The following is a 13,564-nucleotide window of genomic DNA, read 5'->3' on the forward strand; positions in this document are numbered from 1 at the left end:
TATACCCAAGCAACCAGAGGCAGCACGTTCGTTACTAAACGTACAAGATCTCGAAAAAATCGACCAAGTAAACGTTTGCAGTACTGTCGGAGTCTTGCGACAATACTTACCCGCCGAATTCAGCAATCTGGCTGTGTTACTGCGGTGCCCAAGCATATTCAAGTTTGCTTGGGTATAAGTATTGTGCCGGATTGCCCATAACTCAAACCCCAAAAGGTCATCAGACCCTCAATGATCCCAGGAGCAGACATGTCTTCCCGCAAGGTTTTAGCCAATGCAATCCGTGCCCTCAGCATGGACGGTGTACAACAAGCTAACTCTGGTCATCCAGGCGCCCCCATGGGCATGGCAGACATCGCCGAAGTGCTGTGGCGCGACCACATGAACCACAACCCACAAAACCCTGCGTGGGCTGACCGTGACCGCTTCGTGCTGTCTAACGGCCACGGCTCGATGCTGATTTACTCCCTGCTGCACCTGACCGGTTATGATTTGTCTATCGACGATCTGAAAAACTTCCGCCAGCTGCACTCCAAAACCCCGGGTCACCCGGAATACGGTTATGCACCGGGCGTAGAAACTACTACCGGCCCGCTGGGACAGGGCATCACCAATGCGGTGGGTATGGCGATTGCAGAAAAAGCGCTGGCTGCCCAGTTCAACCGTGATGGCCACAACATCGTTGACCACCACACCTACGTATTTATGGGCGATGGCTGTCTGATGGAAGGTATCTCCCACGAAGCGTGTTCACTGGCGGGTACACTGGGCCTGGGTAAACTCATCGCCTTCTGGGATGACAACGGCATCTCTATTGACGGTCACGTTGAAGGCTGGTTCACTGACGACACGCCGAAGCGTTTCGAATCTTACGGCTGGCAGGTTATCCCGGCAGTAGACGGTCACGACGCAGACGCTATCAACGCTGCGATTGAAGCGGCGAAAGCAGAAACCGGTCGTCCTACCCTGATTTGTACCAAAACCATCATTGGTTTCGGTTCGCCAAACAAAGCCGGCTCTCACGACTGTCACGGTGCACCACTGGGCCATGATGAAATCAAAGCAGCGCGTGAATTCCTCGGTTGGGAACACGGTCCATTTGACATCCCGGCAGACGTTTACGGCGCATGGGATGCCAAAGAAGCCGGTGCAGCCAAAGAAGCAGCATGGAACGAGAAGTTTGCCGCGTATGAAGCCGCTTACCCAGAACTGGCGGCAGAATTCAAACGCCGCATGAGCGGTGAACTGCCAGCAGACTGGGAAGCGCAAGCGAACCAAATCATTGCTGACCTGCAAGCCAACCCTGCGAACATTGCCTCACGTAAAGCGTCGCAAAACGCACTGGAAGCGTTCGGCAAACTGTTGCCAGAATTTATGGGGGGCTCTGCTGACCTTGCGCCTTCAAACCTGACCATGTGGTCTGGCTCCAAATCGCTGACTGCTGACGATGCCTCCGGCAACTACATCCACTACGGTGTGCGTGAGTTCGGCATGACCGCCATCATCAACGGTATCGCCCTGCACGGTGGTTTTGTGCCTTACGGCGCCACCTTCCTGATGTTCATGGAATACGCGCGTAACGCCATGCGTATGGCGGCACTGATGAAAGTGCAGAACATTCAGGTTTACACCCACGACTCTATCGGCCTGGGTGAAGACGGCCCAACCCACCAGCCAGTTGAGCAAATCGCATCCCTGCGTCTGACACCAAACATGAGCACCTGGCGTCCGTGTGACCAGGTAGAATCTGCCGTGGCATGGAAACTGGCGATTGAGCGTAAAGATGCTCCAACCTCGCTGATTTTCTCGCGCCAGAACCTGGCGCAACAAGACCGCACTGCTGAGCAGGTGGCTGACATCGCCAAGGGTGGTTACATCCTGAAAGATTGCGCAGGCAAGCCAGAGCTTATCCTGATTGCCACCGGTTCAGAGGTAGAGCTGGCAGTAGAAGCCGCTGCACAGCTGAGCGCAGAAGGCAAAGCGGTTCGTGTGGTATCTATGCCATCGACTGACACCTTCGACAAGCAGGACGCGGCTTACCGTGAAGCCGTACTGCCATCAGACGTGACAGCACGTATCGCTATTGAAGCGGGCATTGCCGACTTCTGGTACAAGTACGTGGGCTTTGACGGCCGCATCATCGGTATGACTACCTTTGGTGAATCTGCACCGGCAGACCAGCTGTTCAAGCTGTTCGGTTTCACCACTGAAAACGTGGTGGAGACAGCCAAAGAGCTGCTGGCATAAGCGCTAAAACCCCCTTTCCAAACCCGCCAACCGGCGGGTTTTTTCTTGGGATAGTCGTCCTGAACGCTTCCCAATGTTTGATGAGAGACCCATCACGTATTGCGTGCGAAATTCATAGGCTTGGGATAGACTGTCAGCCGTATTTCATTAACGACAAAGATCGACAGGGATATGGCATTACGCGTCGCAATTAATGGATTTGGCCGTATTGGCCGTAGCGTGCTCCGTGCGCTGTATGAAAGTGATAAACGTGACCAGATAGAAGTGGTTGCAGTCAACGAACTGGCAGAGCCGGATGCCATGGCGCACCTTCTGCAATATGACTCCAGCCATGGGCGTTTTTTCAAAAAGGTGACCAACAGTCAGGAGTTTCTTTTTGTCGGCGACGACAGTATCAGGATCCTCCATCTCAGCGATCTTCACCTGTTGCCATGGCGTGATCTCGACATCGATATTGTGCTTGATTGTACCGGTGTGTTTGGAACCCGCGAACATGGTCAGGCCCATTTGGATGCTGGCGCTAAAAAAGTCCTGTTCTCCCATCCGGGCAGTAATGATCTCGACAACACCATTATCTTCGGTGTGAACGAAGACACATTGAAACCCAGCGATCGCATCGTGTCGAACGGCTCCTGTACCACCAACTGTATTGTGCCTGTGATAAAAGTACTCGATGAGAAGTTTGGGATTGAATCCGGCACCATCACCACCATCCATTCTTCGATGAACGACCAGCAGGTGATTGACGCCTATCACCCAGATTTGCGACGCACACGCGCTGCCAGTCAGTCTATTATTCCAGTCAACACCAAATTACATTTAGGAATTGGACGGATCTTTCCGAAATTTTCTGACAAATTTGAGGCGATTTCGGTTAGAGTGCCAACAATTAACGTCACTGCAATGGATTTAAGTGTCACAGTTCACACGAAAGTGAAAGTTAATGACGTAAATCAATCACTCGAGGAGGCCGCTCGGTGTACATTGAACGGCATCGTCGACTATACCGAGGCGCCGCTTGTCTCGATAGATTTTAACCATGATCCCCATAGTGCCATTGTCGATGGCTCGCAAACCCGGGTCAGTAACCACAATCTGGTGAAGATGTTGGTGTGGTGCGACAACGAATGGGGATTTGCCAACCGTATGCTGGATACGGCGCTGGCCATGGCAACCGTTACCGGTGGCTCGAAGGCTTGAGCCACGGCTTTCTGAAGTAACGAAAGCCTCCGCAAATTTTTTAATTTTTGCAACTTAGAGAGAGGACGAAAATGTCTGTAATCAAAATGACCGATCTGGATCTGGCTGGCAAACGTGTATTTATCCGTGCCGATCTGAACGTACCAGTAAAAGACGGTAAAGTGACTTCTGACGCGCGTATCCTGGCGTCGCTGCCAACCATTAAGCACTGCCTGGAAGCCGGCGCGAAAGTCATGGTGACATCTCACCTGGGCCGCCCGACAGAAGGTGAGTACGCAGAAGAATTCTCTCTACAGCCTGTGGTTAACTACCTGAACGACATGCTGGATTGCGACGTTAAGCTGGCAAAAGACTACCTGGATGGTCTGGAGCTGAATGCTGGTGAAGTGGTTGTTCTGGAAAACGTGCGTTTCAACAAAGGCGAGAAGAAAAACGACGACGAACTGGCGAAGAAATACGCAGCGCTGTGTGACGTTTTCGTAATGGATGCATTCGGTACGGCTCACCGTGCACAAGCGTCAACCTACGGCGTCGGTATGTTTGCCCCTGTTGCGTGTGCAGGCCCTCTGCTGGCGGCAGAATTGGAAGCACTGGGTAAAGCAATGGATAACCCGGCACGCCCAATGGTAGCCATCGTTGGTGGTTCAAAAGTATCAACCAAACTGACTGTTCTGGAATCCCTGTCTAAAATCGCTGACCAGCTGGTTGTGGGCGGTGGTATCGCAAACACCTTCATCGCGGCAGCAGGTCACAACGTCGGTAAGTCTCTGTACGAAGCTGACCTGGTTGATACCGCGAAGAAACTGATGGAAGAATGTGCTATTCCTGTTGCAACTGACGTTGCCTGTGCGAAAGCATTCGACGAAAACGCAGAAGCAGAAATCAAGCATGTTTCTGACGTTCAGGACGATGACATGATCTTCGATTTGGGCCCTGAATCTACCCAGGCGCTGGCAGACATCCTGAAAAATGCAAAGACCATTCTGTGGAATGGCCCTGTAGGCGTGTTCGAATTCAAGAACTTCGAAGCAGGTACTAAAGGTATCTCCGAAGCGATTGCAGCGTCTGAAGGTTTCTCTGTTGCGGGCGGTGGTGACACATTGGCGGCGATCGACAAGTTCGGTATCAAAGCTGACGTGTCTTACATCTCAACCGGTGGTGGTGCATTCCTTGAGTTCGTTGAAGGTAAAGTGCTGCCTGCAGTAGAAATGCTGGAAAAACGCGCGAAGGCGTAATCGTTGACGGGGGTAGTAGCCCCCGTTTTTTATGCATCTCAGTTAAATATTTATCATATTGATGCATATCCGAGTGCAAAAAATACTGTGTTTGGAATCACGTTTGGGTACAATGCATAGCATTGTTCGCAAACGTTTGCCGAATTGAAACAAGCTAGCAGGAAAACTGGCTTGGATAGGATTTCACTCAAGACAACAGAGTAAATAGGACTATTGTTATGTCTAAAGTTTTTGATTTCGTAAAACCTGGCGTTATCTCTGGTGACGACGTTCAGAAAGTGTTTGAAATTGCTAAAGAGCACAAATTTGCTCTGCCAGCGGTAAACGTAGTAAACACTGACTCTATCAACTCAGTACTGGAAGCGGCTGCGAAGGTTAAAGCGCCAGTTGTTGTTCAATTCTCTAACGGTGGCGCAGGCTTTTTCGTTGGTAAAGGTCTGAAACTGGAAGGCCAGGAAGCGCAAATCAAAGGCGCAGTAGCGGGTGCAAAATACGTTCACGCTATCGCTGAATCTTACGGTGTGCCAGTTATCCTGCACACTGACCACGCTGCGAAGAAACTGCTGCCATGGATTGACGGTCTGCTGGCTGCAGGCGAAGAGCACTTTGCTGCAACAGGCAAACCGCTGTTCTCTTCTCACATGATTGACCTGTCTGAAGAATCTCTGGAAGAAAACATCGAAATCTGTGCTCAGTACCTGGCTCGCATGGAAAAGATGGGCATGACGCTGGAAATCGAACTGGGTTGTACCGGTGGTGAGGAAGATGGCGTAGACAATTCTCACATGGAGCAGTCTGAGCTGTACACCTCTCCAGAAGACGTTGCCTATGCTTACGAGAAACTGAGTGCGATTAGCCATCGTTTCACTATCGCAGCATCCTTCGGTAACGTACACGGCGTTTACAAGCCAGGTAACGTTGTGCTGACCCCAACCATCCTGCGTGATTCTCAGGCCTACTGCGCAGAGAAATTCGGTCTTGCACCAAACTCACTGAACTTCGTTTTCCACGGTGGTTCTGGTTCTTCTCAGGCAGAAATCGAAGAGTCTATCTCGTACGGTGTGATCAAAATGAACATCGATACCGACACCCAGTGGGCAACATGGAATGGTATCCGTCAGTACGAAGCGAAGAATCACGACTACCTGCAAGGCCAAATCGGTAACCCAACCGGTGAAGATGCTCCGAACAAGAAGTACTATGACCCTCGCGTATGGCTGCGTGCAGGTCAGGAGTCTATGGTTGCGCGTCTTGAGCAAGCGTTCAAAGATCTTAACGCGATCGACGTGCTGTAATTGCTGACACGCCAAAAATAACAGTTAAAAAATGTGATAAAACCCGCTAAATTTAGCGGGTTTTTTATTGGGCGCTCTTTCGGTAGGCGCTTTTTTCTTGTTGCCTGATGCTTATTCTGCTGATACGAATTAAGTATAACGTTTTGTTTTATCAGTAGGCATTGAGTCTGGCAGCGTGATTTTGTGTGCCAATGGTTATTGGACGTGGTGAGAGAAGTAAATGATTGAACAAAACCCAGTAGAGTCTGTTGAACAAACAGCAACCCAAGTTATTAGCTGGCTGGAATCACATCAAGAACTGTTAATCCAGTACTCGGTGAACATTTTGACAGCACTGCTGATCCTGTTTATTGGTAACTGGCTGGTGAAGAAAGTGGCCGGTTCGCTCAAGGTTGTGCTGAAAAAACGTAACCTGGATCAGGCTGTAATCGACTTTATCGAGAACCTGGTTCGCTATGTGATGTTTGCGGTTGTCCTAATGGCCGCACTGGGCCGTGTTGGCGTGGAAACTGCGTCTATCGTTGCCGTTATTGGTGCTGCCGGTCTGGCAATTGGTCTGGCATTGCAAGGCTCACTGTCTAACTTTGCTGCCGGTGTGCTGATTGTTACCTTCCGTCCATTCAAATCCGGTGATTATGTCGAAGTGGGTGGCGTTGCGGGTCTGGTGGAGTCAATCCAGATTTTCTCTACCGTGCTGAAGACCACCGACAACAAAATGGTGGTGGTGCCAAACGGTACGGTGATCTCCAGCCCTATCACCAACTATTCCCGTCATGCTACCCGTCGTATCGACTTTATTATCGGCGTGTCGTACAAAGCAGATCTGAAAAAGACCAAAGAAGTACTGACCCGTATTGTAAAAGCCGATCCCCGTGTATTACCTGAGCCAGAGCCAACAGTTGGCGTTTCAGCACTGATGGACTCATCCGTTAACTTTGTCGTCCGTCCTTGGGTTAAAACGGAAGATTACTGGCCAGCATACTTTGATCTGCTGCAAGCGATTAAAGAGGGGCTGGACAACGAAGGTATCGAAATCCCGTTCCCACAAATGGATGTGCATTATTACGCGGCAACAGCCACAAGCACCGAGAAAGAAGAGAAGCAAGCAGCATAAATTGCGGATACCAGCAATCTTGATGTTGAAACCCTGCCAGTTGGCAGGGTTTTTTTGTTTAAGCTCTCGCGAAAGCACATGACTAGAGCGTTTTCGTGTTAAATTTGAGACACTTTTTATTGCTGATTAAACTGTACACTCTGCTCTGATTTTCATCCGGGCAAGTTCGTCAGGTTCAGGATGATATTTTTAAGGCGTAACAACACCAAGGAAACTGCAATGGAAAATGCTACAAATGAAGCAATGAACTGGTTTAATAATAATCAGGATCTGCTACTTCAATATGGTGTCAACATCATCTCCGCGCTTCTCATTCTTATTATTGGTAACTGGGTTGTTAAAGCCATTGCTAATAGTGCCGCCAATGTGATGCGCAAAAAAGGGTTCGACAAAGCCGTTGTCGACTTCGTGCATACTTTTGTTCGTTACTTACTGTTCGTTATCGTGTTGATTGCCGCGTTGGGCCGTCTCGGTGTCCAGACCGCATCCGTCGTTGCGGTTATTGGTGCCGCAGGCCTGGCGGTTGGCCTGGCCCTGCAAGGCTCACTGTCAAACTTTGCTGCGGGTGTATTGATTGTGGCGTTTCGTCCATTCAAGAGTGGCGACTATGTAGAAGTGGCTGGCGTCTCAGGCTCTGTTGACTCGATCCAAATTTTCTCTACTGTGCTGAAAACACCAGATAACAAAATGGTGGTGGTACCCAACGGTGCGATTATCTCGAGTCCCATCACTAACTATTCTCGCCACGATACCCGTCGAATCGATTATATAATAGGGGTCTCCTACAGTGCTGATCTGCAGAAAACCAAACACGTGCTGGCAGATGTATTGGCAAAAGAAACTCGCCTGCTGAGCACCCCGGCTCCAACTATCGGTGTGGTAGAACTGGCCGATTCATCTGTTAACCTGGTGGTACGTCCTTGGGTACGCACAGCAGATTACTGGGCAGTGTATTTCGACCTGTTGCAAGCGATGAAAGAAGCACTGGATGCAGAAGGTATTGAAATTCCCTTCCCACAAATGGATGTGCATGTCAACAAAGTCAACGGTTAAGTCTTTGGCTATTCGCCAGCGATATGGAGACAGTCGCTGGCGTTTATATTGGGAAGAAAACGGTGAGGTGCGGCCCGGATCATGGACCATAATATCAAGGCATGATCGAGTTAAAACAATGGCTTTTTGTACGGTGATTTTTCTTGCTAATGGCTTAAGGCTTTCCTAATTTGTCGGGCATCGCTGCATTTTTTTAGAAGGAATCTGATTTATGAGCAATATCCCCTCAGAGCTAAAATTTACCTCCTCTCACGAATGGGTGAGGCCAGAAGGTGACGGTGTTTATACCGTGGGTATTTCTGATCATGCTCAAGCGCTGCTGGGTGACATGGTTTTTGTCGATTTGCCGGATGTGGGCGACACCGTTGATGCTGGTGATGATTGTGCAGTGGCAGAATCTGTAAAGGCGGCATCTGATATTTATTCACCCTTGACGGGCGAGATCGTTGCGATTAATAAGGAGCTTGATGGTGCGCCTGAATTGGTCAACAGCGATCCTTATGGCGACGGCTGGTTGTTCCAAATCCGTATCAGCGATCAAGGTGAAATTGACGAGTTGCTGGACGCAGAAGCGTATCAGGATTCCATTGACGAAGAAGAGTAACTTCTCTGGGCCAGAGAAAAAAACACCGCATAAACGCGGTGTTTTTTCAAGCGAAGTGCTGGGGAAACAACCCCAAAAATTATCAATACATTTCCTTTAGTTTACGGATTTCAGCGTTGATTTCCTTGACTGTCCGGTAATGTTCAATATTTCCATCTGACTGCGCCTGCACCATTCCCTGATGAAAGTCGAAATCGCCCCGGCCATCAATATGAATACGTCCACTGAACAGCCGGTAAACGTGTTTCGCAATCAATGAAGGGACATAACGATTAAACATCCGCATTCGCTATTCCTTTTGTGTATTTTTTGCTCGTCAACAACCTAAAACCAGTAAGACGAACTGTGAGGGTTAACCGCCACGCTTTTGGTCCGGTTTGGGCGGGCGGCATTATAGCGATGCGGGTATGACTACATTGTGACAGGCAAGACACTTAATTGAATTTTCAGAAAGACAATATCGTGAGTTTGGGGTAGCTCACAGTATGGAAAATAAGACAAATGTAAGTGGCTTTCTGGCACGTAAATTACGCCCTTTTTATCGAACCGTATGGTGAATAGTTTCAAGGATCGTCTTTGTGATCGCGGCAAATGTCCGCAAGCTCGGGCTGACAGATATTGGCCAAATCCTGATAGCGCAGTTCAACCCCCGCCATGGGTGAGCCGCTACTGATATTGACCCGTTCAAACGCACTGAGTGACGGATCAAAGAAAATGGGTACCACTCCCAGCACGGAAAGGGGGGTTACCGTGCCGGGAGAGTAGCCGGTAATGCTTTGAACATGCTGGCTATCAACCATGGTCATGCGTCGGCAGCCAAGCAGAGCCCGTACTTTACGGGGATCAACCGACGCTGTTCCTGGAACGCAAGCCAATGCCATTTGTCCGCCCATGTCTCGAAGCAGCATGGATTTCACCAATTGCTGTGGTAGGACGCCACGCTGCTCGGCGGCGTCCTGAATCGTGGTTGCCGCACGTTGATGCGGTAACAGCCGGAAAGGGATCCCGGCATCACGAAGGACAGAGAGGATAGGGGTGTCCAACTCAGGCATCGTCTTCCAAGCTGTACGGCAGGTCGACCTTTTGCCACAACGTGTCTGTTTCCGGCAGACGGAACTGGCTGTTATCGTCCAAGTTATTGGGCAACACAACCAATGCCAATGCCTGGCCGTCCTCAAAACGGTAGCCGGTCAGCACGGTACCGCCGGTGCGCCAGTTTTCGCCCACACTGCGGTCAAACACATCACCCGCTTTGGGGGCGTCTTCGGCTTTACCCTGAAGTAAGTAGGTTGCACGTTTATTGATGCCACGGTATTTGGCACGCGCCACGGTTTCCTGACCGGTATAACAGCCTTTTTTAAAGCTGATACCATCCAGCGCCTGAAGGTTCAGGGCCTGAGGAATGAACTCGTTGGTAGTGACATCCTCGATAGCAGGCAGGGCTGCACGTAGGTCGAGCAGTGTCCAAAGTGCGTTATCGCTCAGGGTGGCGCGCTCACCTAGCTCAGCTATCAGGGTGTCGGCTTCTTCTTTGTCGAGAGCGAGTAACCAGCGGTTACCATCAATGCGCACTGCCGTGCCGGTTTGTGTCGGCCTGACATCTCCTTCACCGATAAAGCGGGACTCGACGGCATTGTTCGCCTTCTCACCGGCAATACCAATGAGAACCTGTTCTGAAAGGGTGAACTCAGTTTTAGAAAATACTGCGTATTTTTTAATCTCCGCCAGCTGTTTTTCGGTCACAGAAGCGGGTTGAACGTAGGCAACCCCGTTACCGTGGTGGAAAATCCGGATAGCAGACCACACCTTGCCTTTGGCGTCACAGTGTGCAGCAAGGGTTGAGCGTGTTTTTTCAAGCGACACCAGATCACAGGTGAGCTGTCCTTGCAGGTATGGAATGGTGTCCTGACCCACTGCCGTGATCAGTGCCAGATGATCGAGCGCAATCACTGACAGGGCTGGCAGTGCGCTGTCTGACGACAGGGGAAGCCGATGGAAAGCGTGTGTTTGGTACCAGTTAGTCATGGTGTGTCTCGCTTAAAAATTAGGGGGGTTATGTTAATGCTATTAACGTGTAAAGTCAGCAATATGCCCCTGATATGGGGGCAGATCACAGGGTTACAAGATTCAATCCTTCAGCCGTAGCAAGGCCACCACCTCACTGATACTATTTGGGCCAGTTATTACAACCTAATTTCAGAGGTACTCATGCTGGGCGCAGAAGACAAAGCGCGTATCAAATGGGCATGCCGCCGAGGTATGTTGGAGCTTGATGTCATTATCATGCCGTTTTTTGAAGAGTGTTTCGATATGTTATCTGAAGATGAAAAGCAGGATTTTGTGGCATTGCTGGAATGCGATGATCCTGATTTGTTCACTTGGTTAATGGGACATGGCCGCAGTGAAAATCCTGCGCTGGCGGCGATGACTGACAAGATTGTTGAGCACAACCGCCGCAAGCTTCGTTAATACTGAGGTCCGGTCATCCCGCTTGTGTGTGAGCGGGATTATTTGTCTTTACTTGCTGGCGGCAAGCCTGCTTTTTGCCGCCAGCGCCCTTCCGCTTGAAGTCAAATCTCTCCTTCTCTGCTTTCTGTTACGTGAAGCCCGGGGGTGGCAAACGCTGGCTGCCCAGAATCGCGGCGAGCTCTCGCTCCATATTGATGGCACCTGTCGGTATCAAGGGCAGGAATATAACGTCGTGAAGAGGGTGTTTTTCAGCCGTTATCTCATCGTTTTGGATATTGCCTGTAACGGGGAAAATCGCCGTTTAGTGCTGTCTTTTGATGCGTTTCCCCCATACGCATTCAGACACCTTTGCCGTGTGTGTCTGGCATTGAAAGTGTGACAAAGATCGCCACGTTAGTTGTTTATCGTACGCGATTCCTAAAAAAAACCTTGAGTACGCCGATACCTAAATCAGCAGCCATACGGGCTGCCACCGGCTCATGATGTGGAAAAGGGAAGTGGTGACATGAAAATTAGAACGAAATTATATGGTCTTACGGCATTTTCAGCCGTGTCGTTATTGTTGTTTGCTTTTATTGGTTGGCAAGCATCTGAGCGCCTGATTGATTTGAAAACCAAACAATCTCTGGTGGCTGATCTGGAAGTGCGCCTGTTGAACTTGCGCCGCAATGAGAAAGATTTTCTGGCACGGATGGATAAGAAATACATCGATCATTTTGTTGATAACGTGGACACCTTTAATACCCTACTTAATACCCTGGACGAAGAAGCGAAAAGACTGAACATTCCACTTCCACAGATCAGTGCTGTGTCTCAGGCGATGAAGCAATATCACCAAGGCTTTATGACGCTGGCCGGTGGCTATGAAAAACTCGGCCTTGATACCCAATCGGGTATTCGGGGAGAACTCAGTGTGGTCAATGCACAATTGCTTGAAAATAATCCTGTTGTCAGTGACATCGCGTACCTTGTCACATTAAGCCGCCTTTTGATCAATGATGTCAGCGAGGCTTCGTTTGAAGAGTTTGGACGTGTCTGGCAGGGCGTAAAATCGAAGACCGGATTGCCAGCCCTTGATGTACAAAAAGGGTTGGTTGAGCGTTACATGCAGTTGAGTCGCGATGTCGGACTAGATCATAAATCGGGCTTGCTCGGCGCTATTCGTAGCCAGACTCATCAGGTGGAAGCTGATTTTGATGATATGCGCAGTCACCTTGCCAATGAGTTAGATAGTGCCCAACATATCCTGGTTGTTGGGGCGATTATCGTCTTGGCCATTATCTCAGCCCTTTTAATTACCGCCAGTGTTCTGCTGAACCGTTATATCCAGCGTCGCCTGACTAACCTGACAGCAACCATGGACAACGTGGCCACTAATCGGGATTTAACCTTGCGTGCAGCGACAGAAGGAAACGATGAAATCGCTCTGGTGGCGAAAGACTTTAACTTGGTACTGGAACATTGCCAGACTTTGATTGTCGGCGTGAAAGCATCAATCACTACGTTGAATGCTACAGCGTCTGATGTTCAGTCACGCAGCCACAGTGCCGAGATGGCTCTTGGCAAGCAGCATTCAGAAGCCGATATGGCGGCGACGGCGGTCAATGAAATGGAAGCGACTATCCGTGAAATTGCCAGCAATACCGAAACGGCGGCAATCAATGCCGGACAAAGCCTGACGCGCGCCCAGAAAGGGCATCAAACGGTTCAGGCGACACGAGAGGCCATTCTTACCTTGTCAGAAGGCCTTTGTACCGCCAGTAACGACATTCACGGCCTGGTGTCCCTATCGCAAAAAATTGGGACAGTGGTCGATGTTATCAAAGACATTTCTGAGCAGACCAACCTGCTGGCGTTGAATGCGGCAATTGAAGCTGCCCGGGCCGGTGAACAGGGGCGGGGGTTTGCGGTGGTCGCCGATGAAGTGCGCTCGCTGGCGAACCGTACCAATCAATCCACCGATGAAATAGCCACCATGATTTTGTCTCTGCAAGAGCAGACCAACAGTGTGGTAGAGCGCATTAATGCGTGCAAAAATGACAGTGACCAATCGGTCAGCCATGTTGAAGAGGCGGCGTCAGAGCTGGATAACATTATTATTGATATGCAGCAGATCATGGACATGAGTACCCAGATTGCCGCTGCGGTGGAAGAGCAGAGCATGGTGGCGAAGGAAGTCAACCAAAACGTGCATTCGATCCAGTCAATCACCTCGGAAAATACGGTAGCGACCAGTGAAAATGCCCAGGCAGCGGCAAGGGTTGCCGCCCAAAGTGGTGAGCTGGAAACGGCAGTTTTGGCCTTTCGCTCTTAAATATTCCCGACTCAAAAAGCCCTCAATCCGAGG

General features: G+C 50.0%; 13 protein-coding genes. 10 read left to right on the forward strand and 3 right to left on the reverse strand.

Going from position 1 to position 13,564, the window contains the following annotated elements; all coding sequences use genetic code 11:
- Positions 1 to 249 precede the first annotated feature (249 nt).
- The 7 genes from tkt (at position 250) to gcvH (ending at position 8,748) form a co-directional block, all read left to right on the forward strand.
- Positions 250 to 2,247, forward strand: a complete 1,998-nt coding sequence (tkt, locus tag AC6IB1_RS04425) for a transketolase (protein ID WP_497567973.1) — start codon at positions 250 to 252, stop codon at positions 2,245 to 2,247.
- A 171-nt stretch (positions 2,248 to 2,418) separates the two neighbouring features.
- A complete protein-coding gene (gene epd, locus AC6IB1_RS04430) occupies positions 2,419 to 3,447 on the forward strand; it encodes an erythrose-4-phosphate dehydrogenase (protein ID WP_497567974.1) in 1,029 nt (342 codons plus the stop codon).
- Positions 3,448 to 3,518: 71 nt separating this feature from the next.
- Positions 3,519 to 4,682, forward strand: coding sequence for a phosphoglycerate kinase (locus AC6IB1_RS04435; protein WP_497567975.1), 1,164 nt, complete (start codon positions 3,519 to 3,521; stop codon positions 4,680 to 4,682).
- 218 nt (positions 4,683 to 4,900) lie between these two features.
- The gene (gene fbaA, locus AC6IB1_RS04440) at positions 4,901 to 5,977 is read left to right on the forward strand and encodes a class II fructose-bisphosphate aldolase (protein WP_497567976.1); all 1,077 of its coding nucleotides are present in this window, start codon (positions 4,901 to 4,903) and stop codon (positions 5,975 to 5,977) included.
- 220 nt (positions 5,978 to 6,197) lie between these two features.
- The gene (mscS, locus tag AC6IB1_RS04445; protein WP_497567977.1) at positions 6,198 to 7,091 is read left to right on the forward strand and encodes a small-conductance mechanosensitive channel MscS; all 894 of its coding nucleotides are present in this window, start codon (positions 6,198 to 6,200) and stop codon (positions 7,089 to 7,091) included.
- Positions 7,092 to 7,310: 219 nt separating this feature from the next.
- Positions 7,311 to 8,144: a small-conductance mechanosensitive channel MscS gene (mscS, locus tag AC6IB1_RS04450; protein WP_497567978.1), complete on the forward strand. Its 834-nt coding sequence runs from the start codon at positions 7,311 to 7,313 to the stop codon at positions 8,142 to 8,144.
- Between the two features lie 211 nt (positions 8,145 to 8,355).
- A complete protein-coding gene (gene gcvH / locus AC6IB1_RS04455; RefSeq protein WP_497567979.1) occupies positions 8,356 to 8,748 on the forward strand; it encodes a glycine cleavage system protein GcvH in 393 nt (130 codons plus the stop codon).
- A gap of 82 nt (positions 8,749 to 8,830) precedes the next feature.
- On the opposite strand, the gene AC6IB1_RS04460 is transcribed toward gcvH, so the two are convergent.
- The 3 genes from AC6IB1_RS04460 to ygfZ all read right to left on the reverse strand — a co-directional run bounded on the left by AC6IB1_RS04460 (position 8,831) and on the right by ygfZ (position 10,773).
- Positions 8,831 to 9,034, reverse strand: a complete 204-nt coding sequence (locus tag AC6IB1_RS04460; protein WP_005501954.1) for a DUF1107 family protein — start codon at positions 9,032 to 9,034, stop codon at positions 8,831 to 8,833.
- A 277-nt stretch (positions 9,035 to 9,311) separates the two neighbouring features.
- Positions 9,312 to 9,800: an aminoacyl-tRNA deacylase gene (locus AC6IB1_RS04465; protein WP_497567980.1), complete on the reverse strand. Its 489-nt coding sequence runs from the start codon at positions 9,798 to 9,800 to the stop codon at positions 9,312 to 9,314.
- Positions 9,793 to 10,773, reverse strand: a complete 981-nt coding sequence (gene ygfZ / locus AC6IB1_RS04470) for a tRNA-modifying protein YgfZ (protein WP_497567981.1) — start codon at positions 10,771 to 10,773, stop codon at positions 9,793 to 9,795. The genes AC6IB1_RS04465 and ygfZ overlap by 8 nt, the downstream gene beginning before the upstream one ends.
- Before the next feature lie 183 nt (positions 10,774 to 10,956).
- Here ygfZ and AC6IB1_RS04475 point away from each other — a divergent pair, with 183 nt between their 5' ends.
- The 3 genes from AC6IB1_RS04475 to AC6IB1_RS04485 all read left to right on the forward strand — a co-directional run bounded on the left by AC6IB1_RS04475 (position 10,957) and on the right by AC6IB1_RS04485 (position 13,531).
- Positions 10,957 to 11,217, forward strand: a complete 261-nt coding sequence (locus AC6IB1_RS04475; protein ID WP_497567982.1) for an FAD assembly factor SdhE — start codon at positions 10,957 to 10,959, stop codon at positions 11,215 to 11,217.
- Between the two features lie 28 nt (positions 11,218 to 11,245).
- Positions 11,246 to 11,596 carry a protein YgfX gene (locus AC6IB1_RS04480; RefSeq protein ID WP_497567983.1) on the forward strand — a complete coding sequence of 117 codons (351 nt, stop codon included), beginning with the start codon at positions 11,246 to 11,248 and terminating at the stop codon, positions 11,594 to 11,596.
- A gap of 126 nt (positions 11,597 to 11,722) precedes the next feature.
- Complete coding sequence (locus tag AC6IB1_RS04485) at positions 11,723 to 13,531, forward strand: methyl-accepting chemotaxis protein (protein ID WP_497567984.1); 1,809 nt, start codon at positions 11,723 to 11,725, stop codon at positions 13,529 to 13,531.
- Positions 13,532 to 13,564 lie beyond the last annotated feature (33 nt).

Source organism: Grimontia sp. THUN1695 (assembly GCF_059704325.2).

Bases quoted from the DNA above. Each gene is read 5' to 3' on its own strand.
- tkt (WP_497567973.1), top strand. From the start codon at position 250: ATGTCTTCCCGCAAGGTTTTAGCCAATGCAATCCGTGCCCTCAGCATG.
- epd (WP_497567974.1), top strand. From the start codon at position 2,419: ATGGCATTACGCGTCGCAATTAATGGATTTGGCCGTATTGGCCGTAGC.
- AC6IB1_RS04435 (WP_497567975.1), top strand. From the start codon at position 3,519: ATGTCTGTAATCAAAATGACCGATCTGGATCTGGCTGGCAAACGTGTA.
- fbaA (WP_497567976.1), top strand. From the start codon at position 4,901: ATGTCTAAAGTTTTTGATTTCGTAAAACCTGGCGTTATCTCTGGTGAC.
- mscS (WP_497567977.1), top strand. From the start codon at position 6,198: ATGATTGAACAAAACCCAGTAGAGTCTGTTGAACAAACAGCAACCCAA.
- mscS (WP_497567978.1), top strand. From the start codon at position 7,311: ATGGAAAATGCTACAAATGAAGCAATGAACTGGTTTAATAATAATCAG.
- gcvH (WP_497567979.1), top strand. From the start codon at position 8,356: ATGAGCAATATCCCCTCAGAGCTAAAATTTACCTCCTCTCACGAATGG.
- AC6IB1_RS04460 (WP_005501954.1), bottom strand. From the start codon at position 9,034: ATGCGGATGTTTAATCGTTATGTCCCTTCATTGATTGCGAAACACGTT.
- AC6IB1_RS04465 (WP_497567980.1), bottom strand. From the start codon at position 9,800: ATGCCTGAGTTGGACACCCCTATCCTCTCTGTCCTTCGTGATGCCGGG.
- ygfZ (WP_497567981.1), bottom strand. From the start codon at position 10,773: ATGACTAACTGGTACCAAACACACGCTTTCCATCGGCTTCCCCTGTCG.
- AC6IB1_RS04475 (WP_497567982.1), top strand. From the start codon at position 10,957: ATGCTGGGCGCAGAAGACAAAGCGCGTATCAAATGGGCATGCCGCCGA.
- AC6IB1_RS04485 (WP_497567984.1), top strand. From the start codon at position 11,723: ATGAAAATTAGAACGAAATTATATGGTCTTACGGCATTTTCAGCCGTG.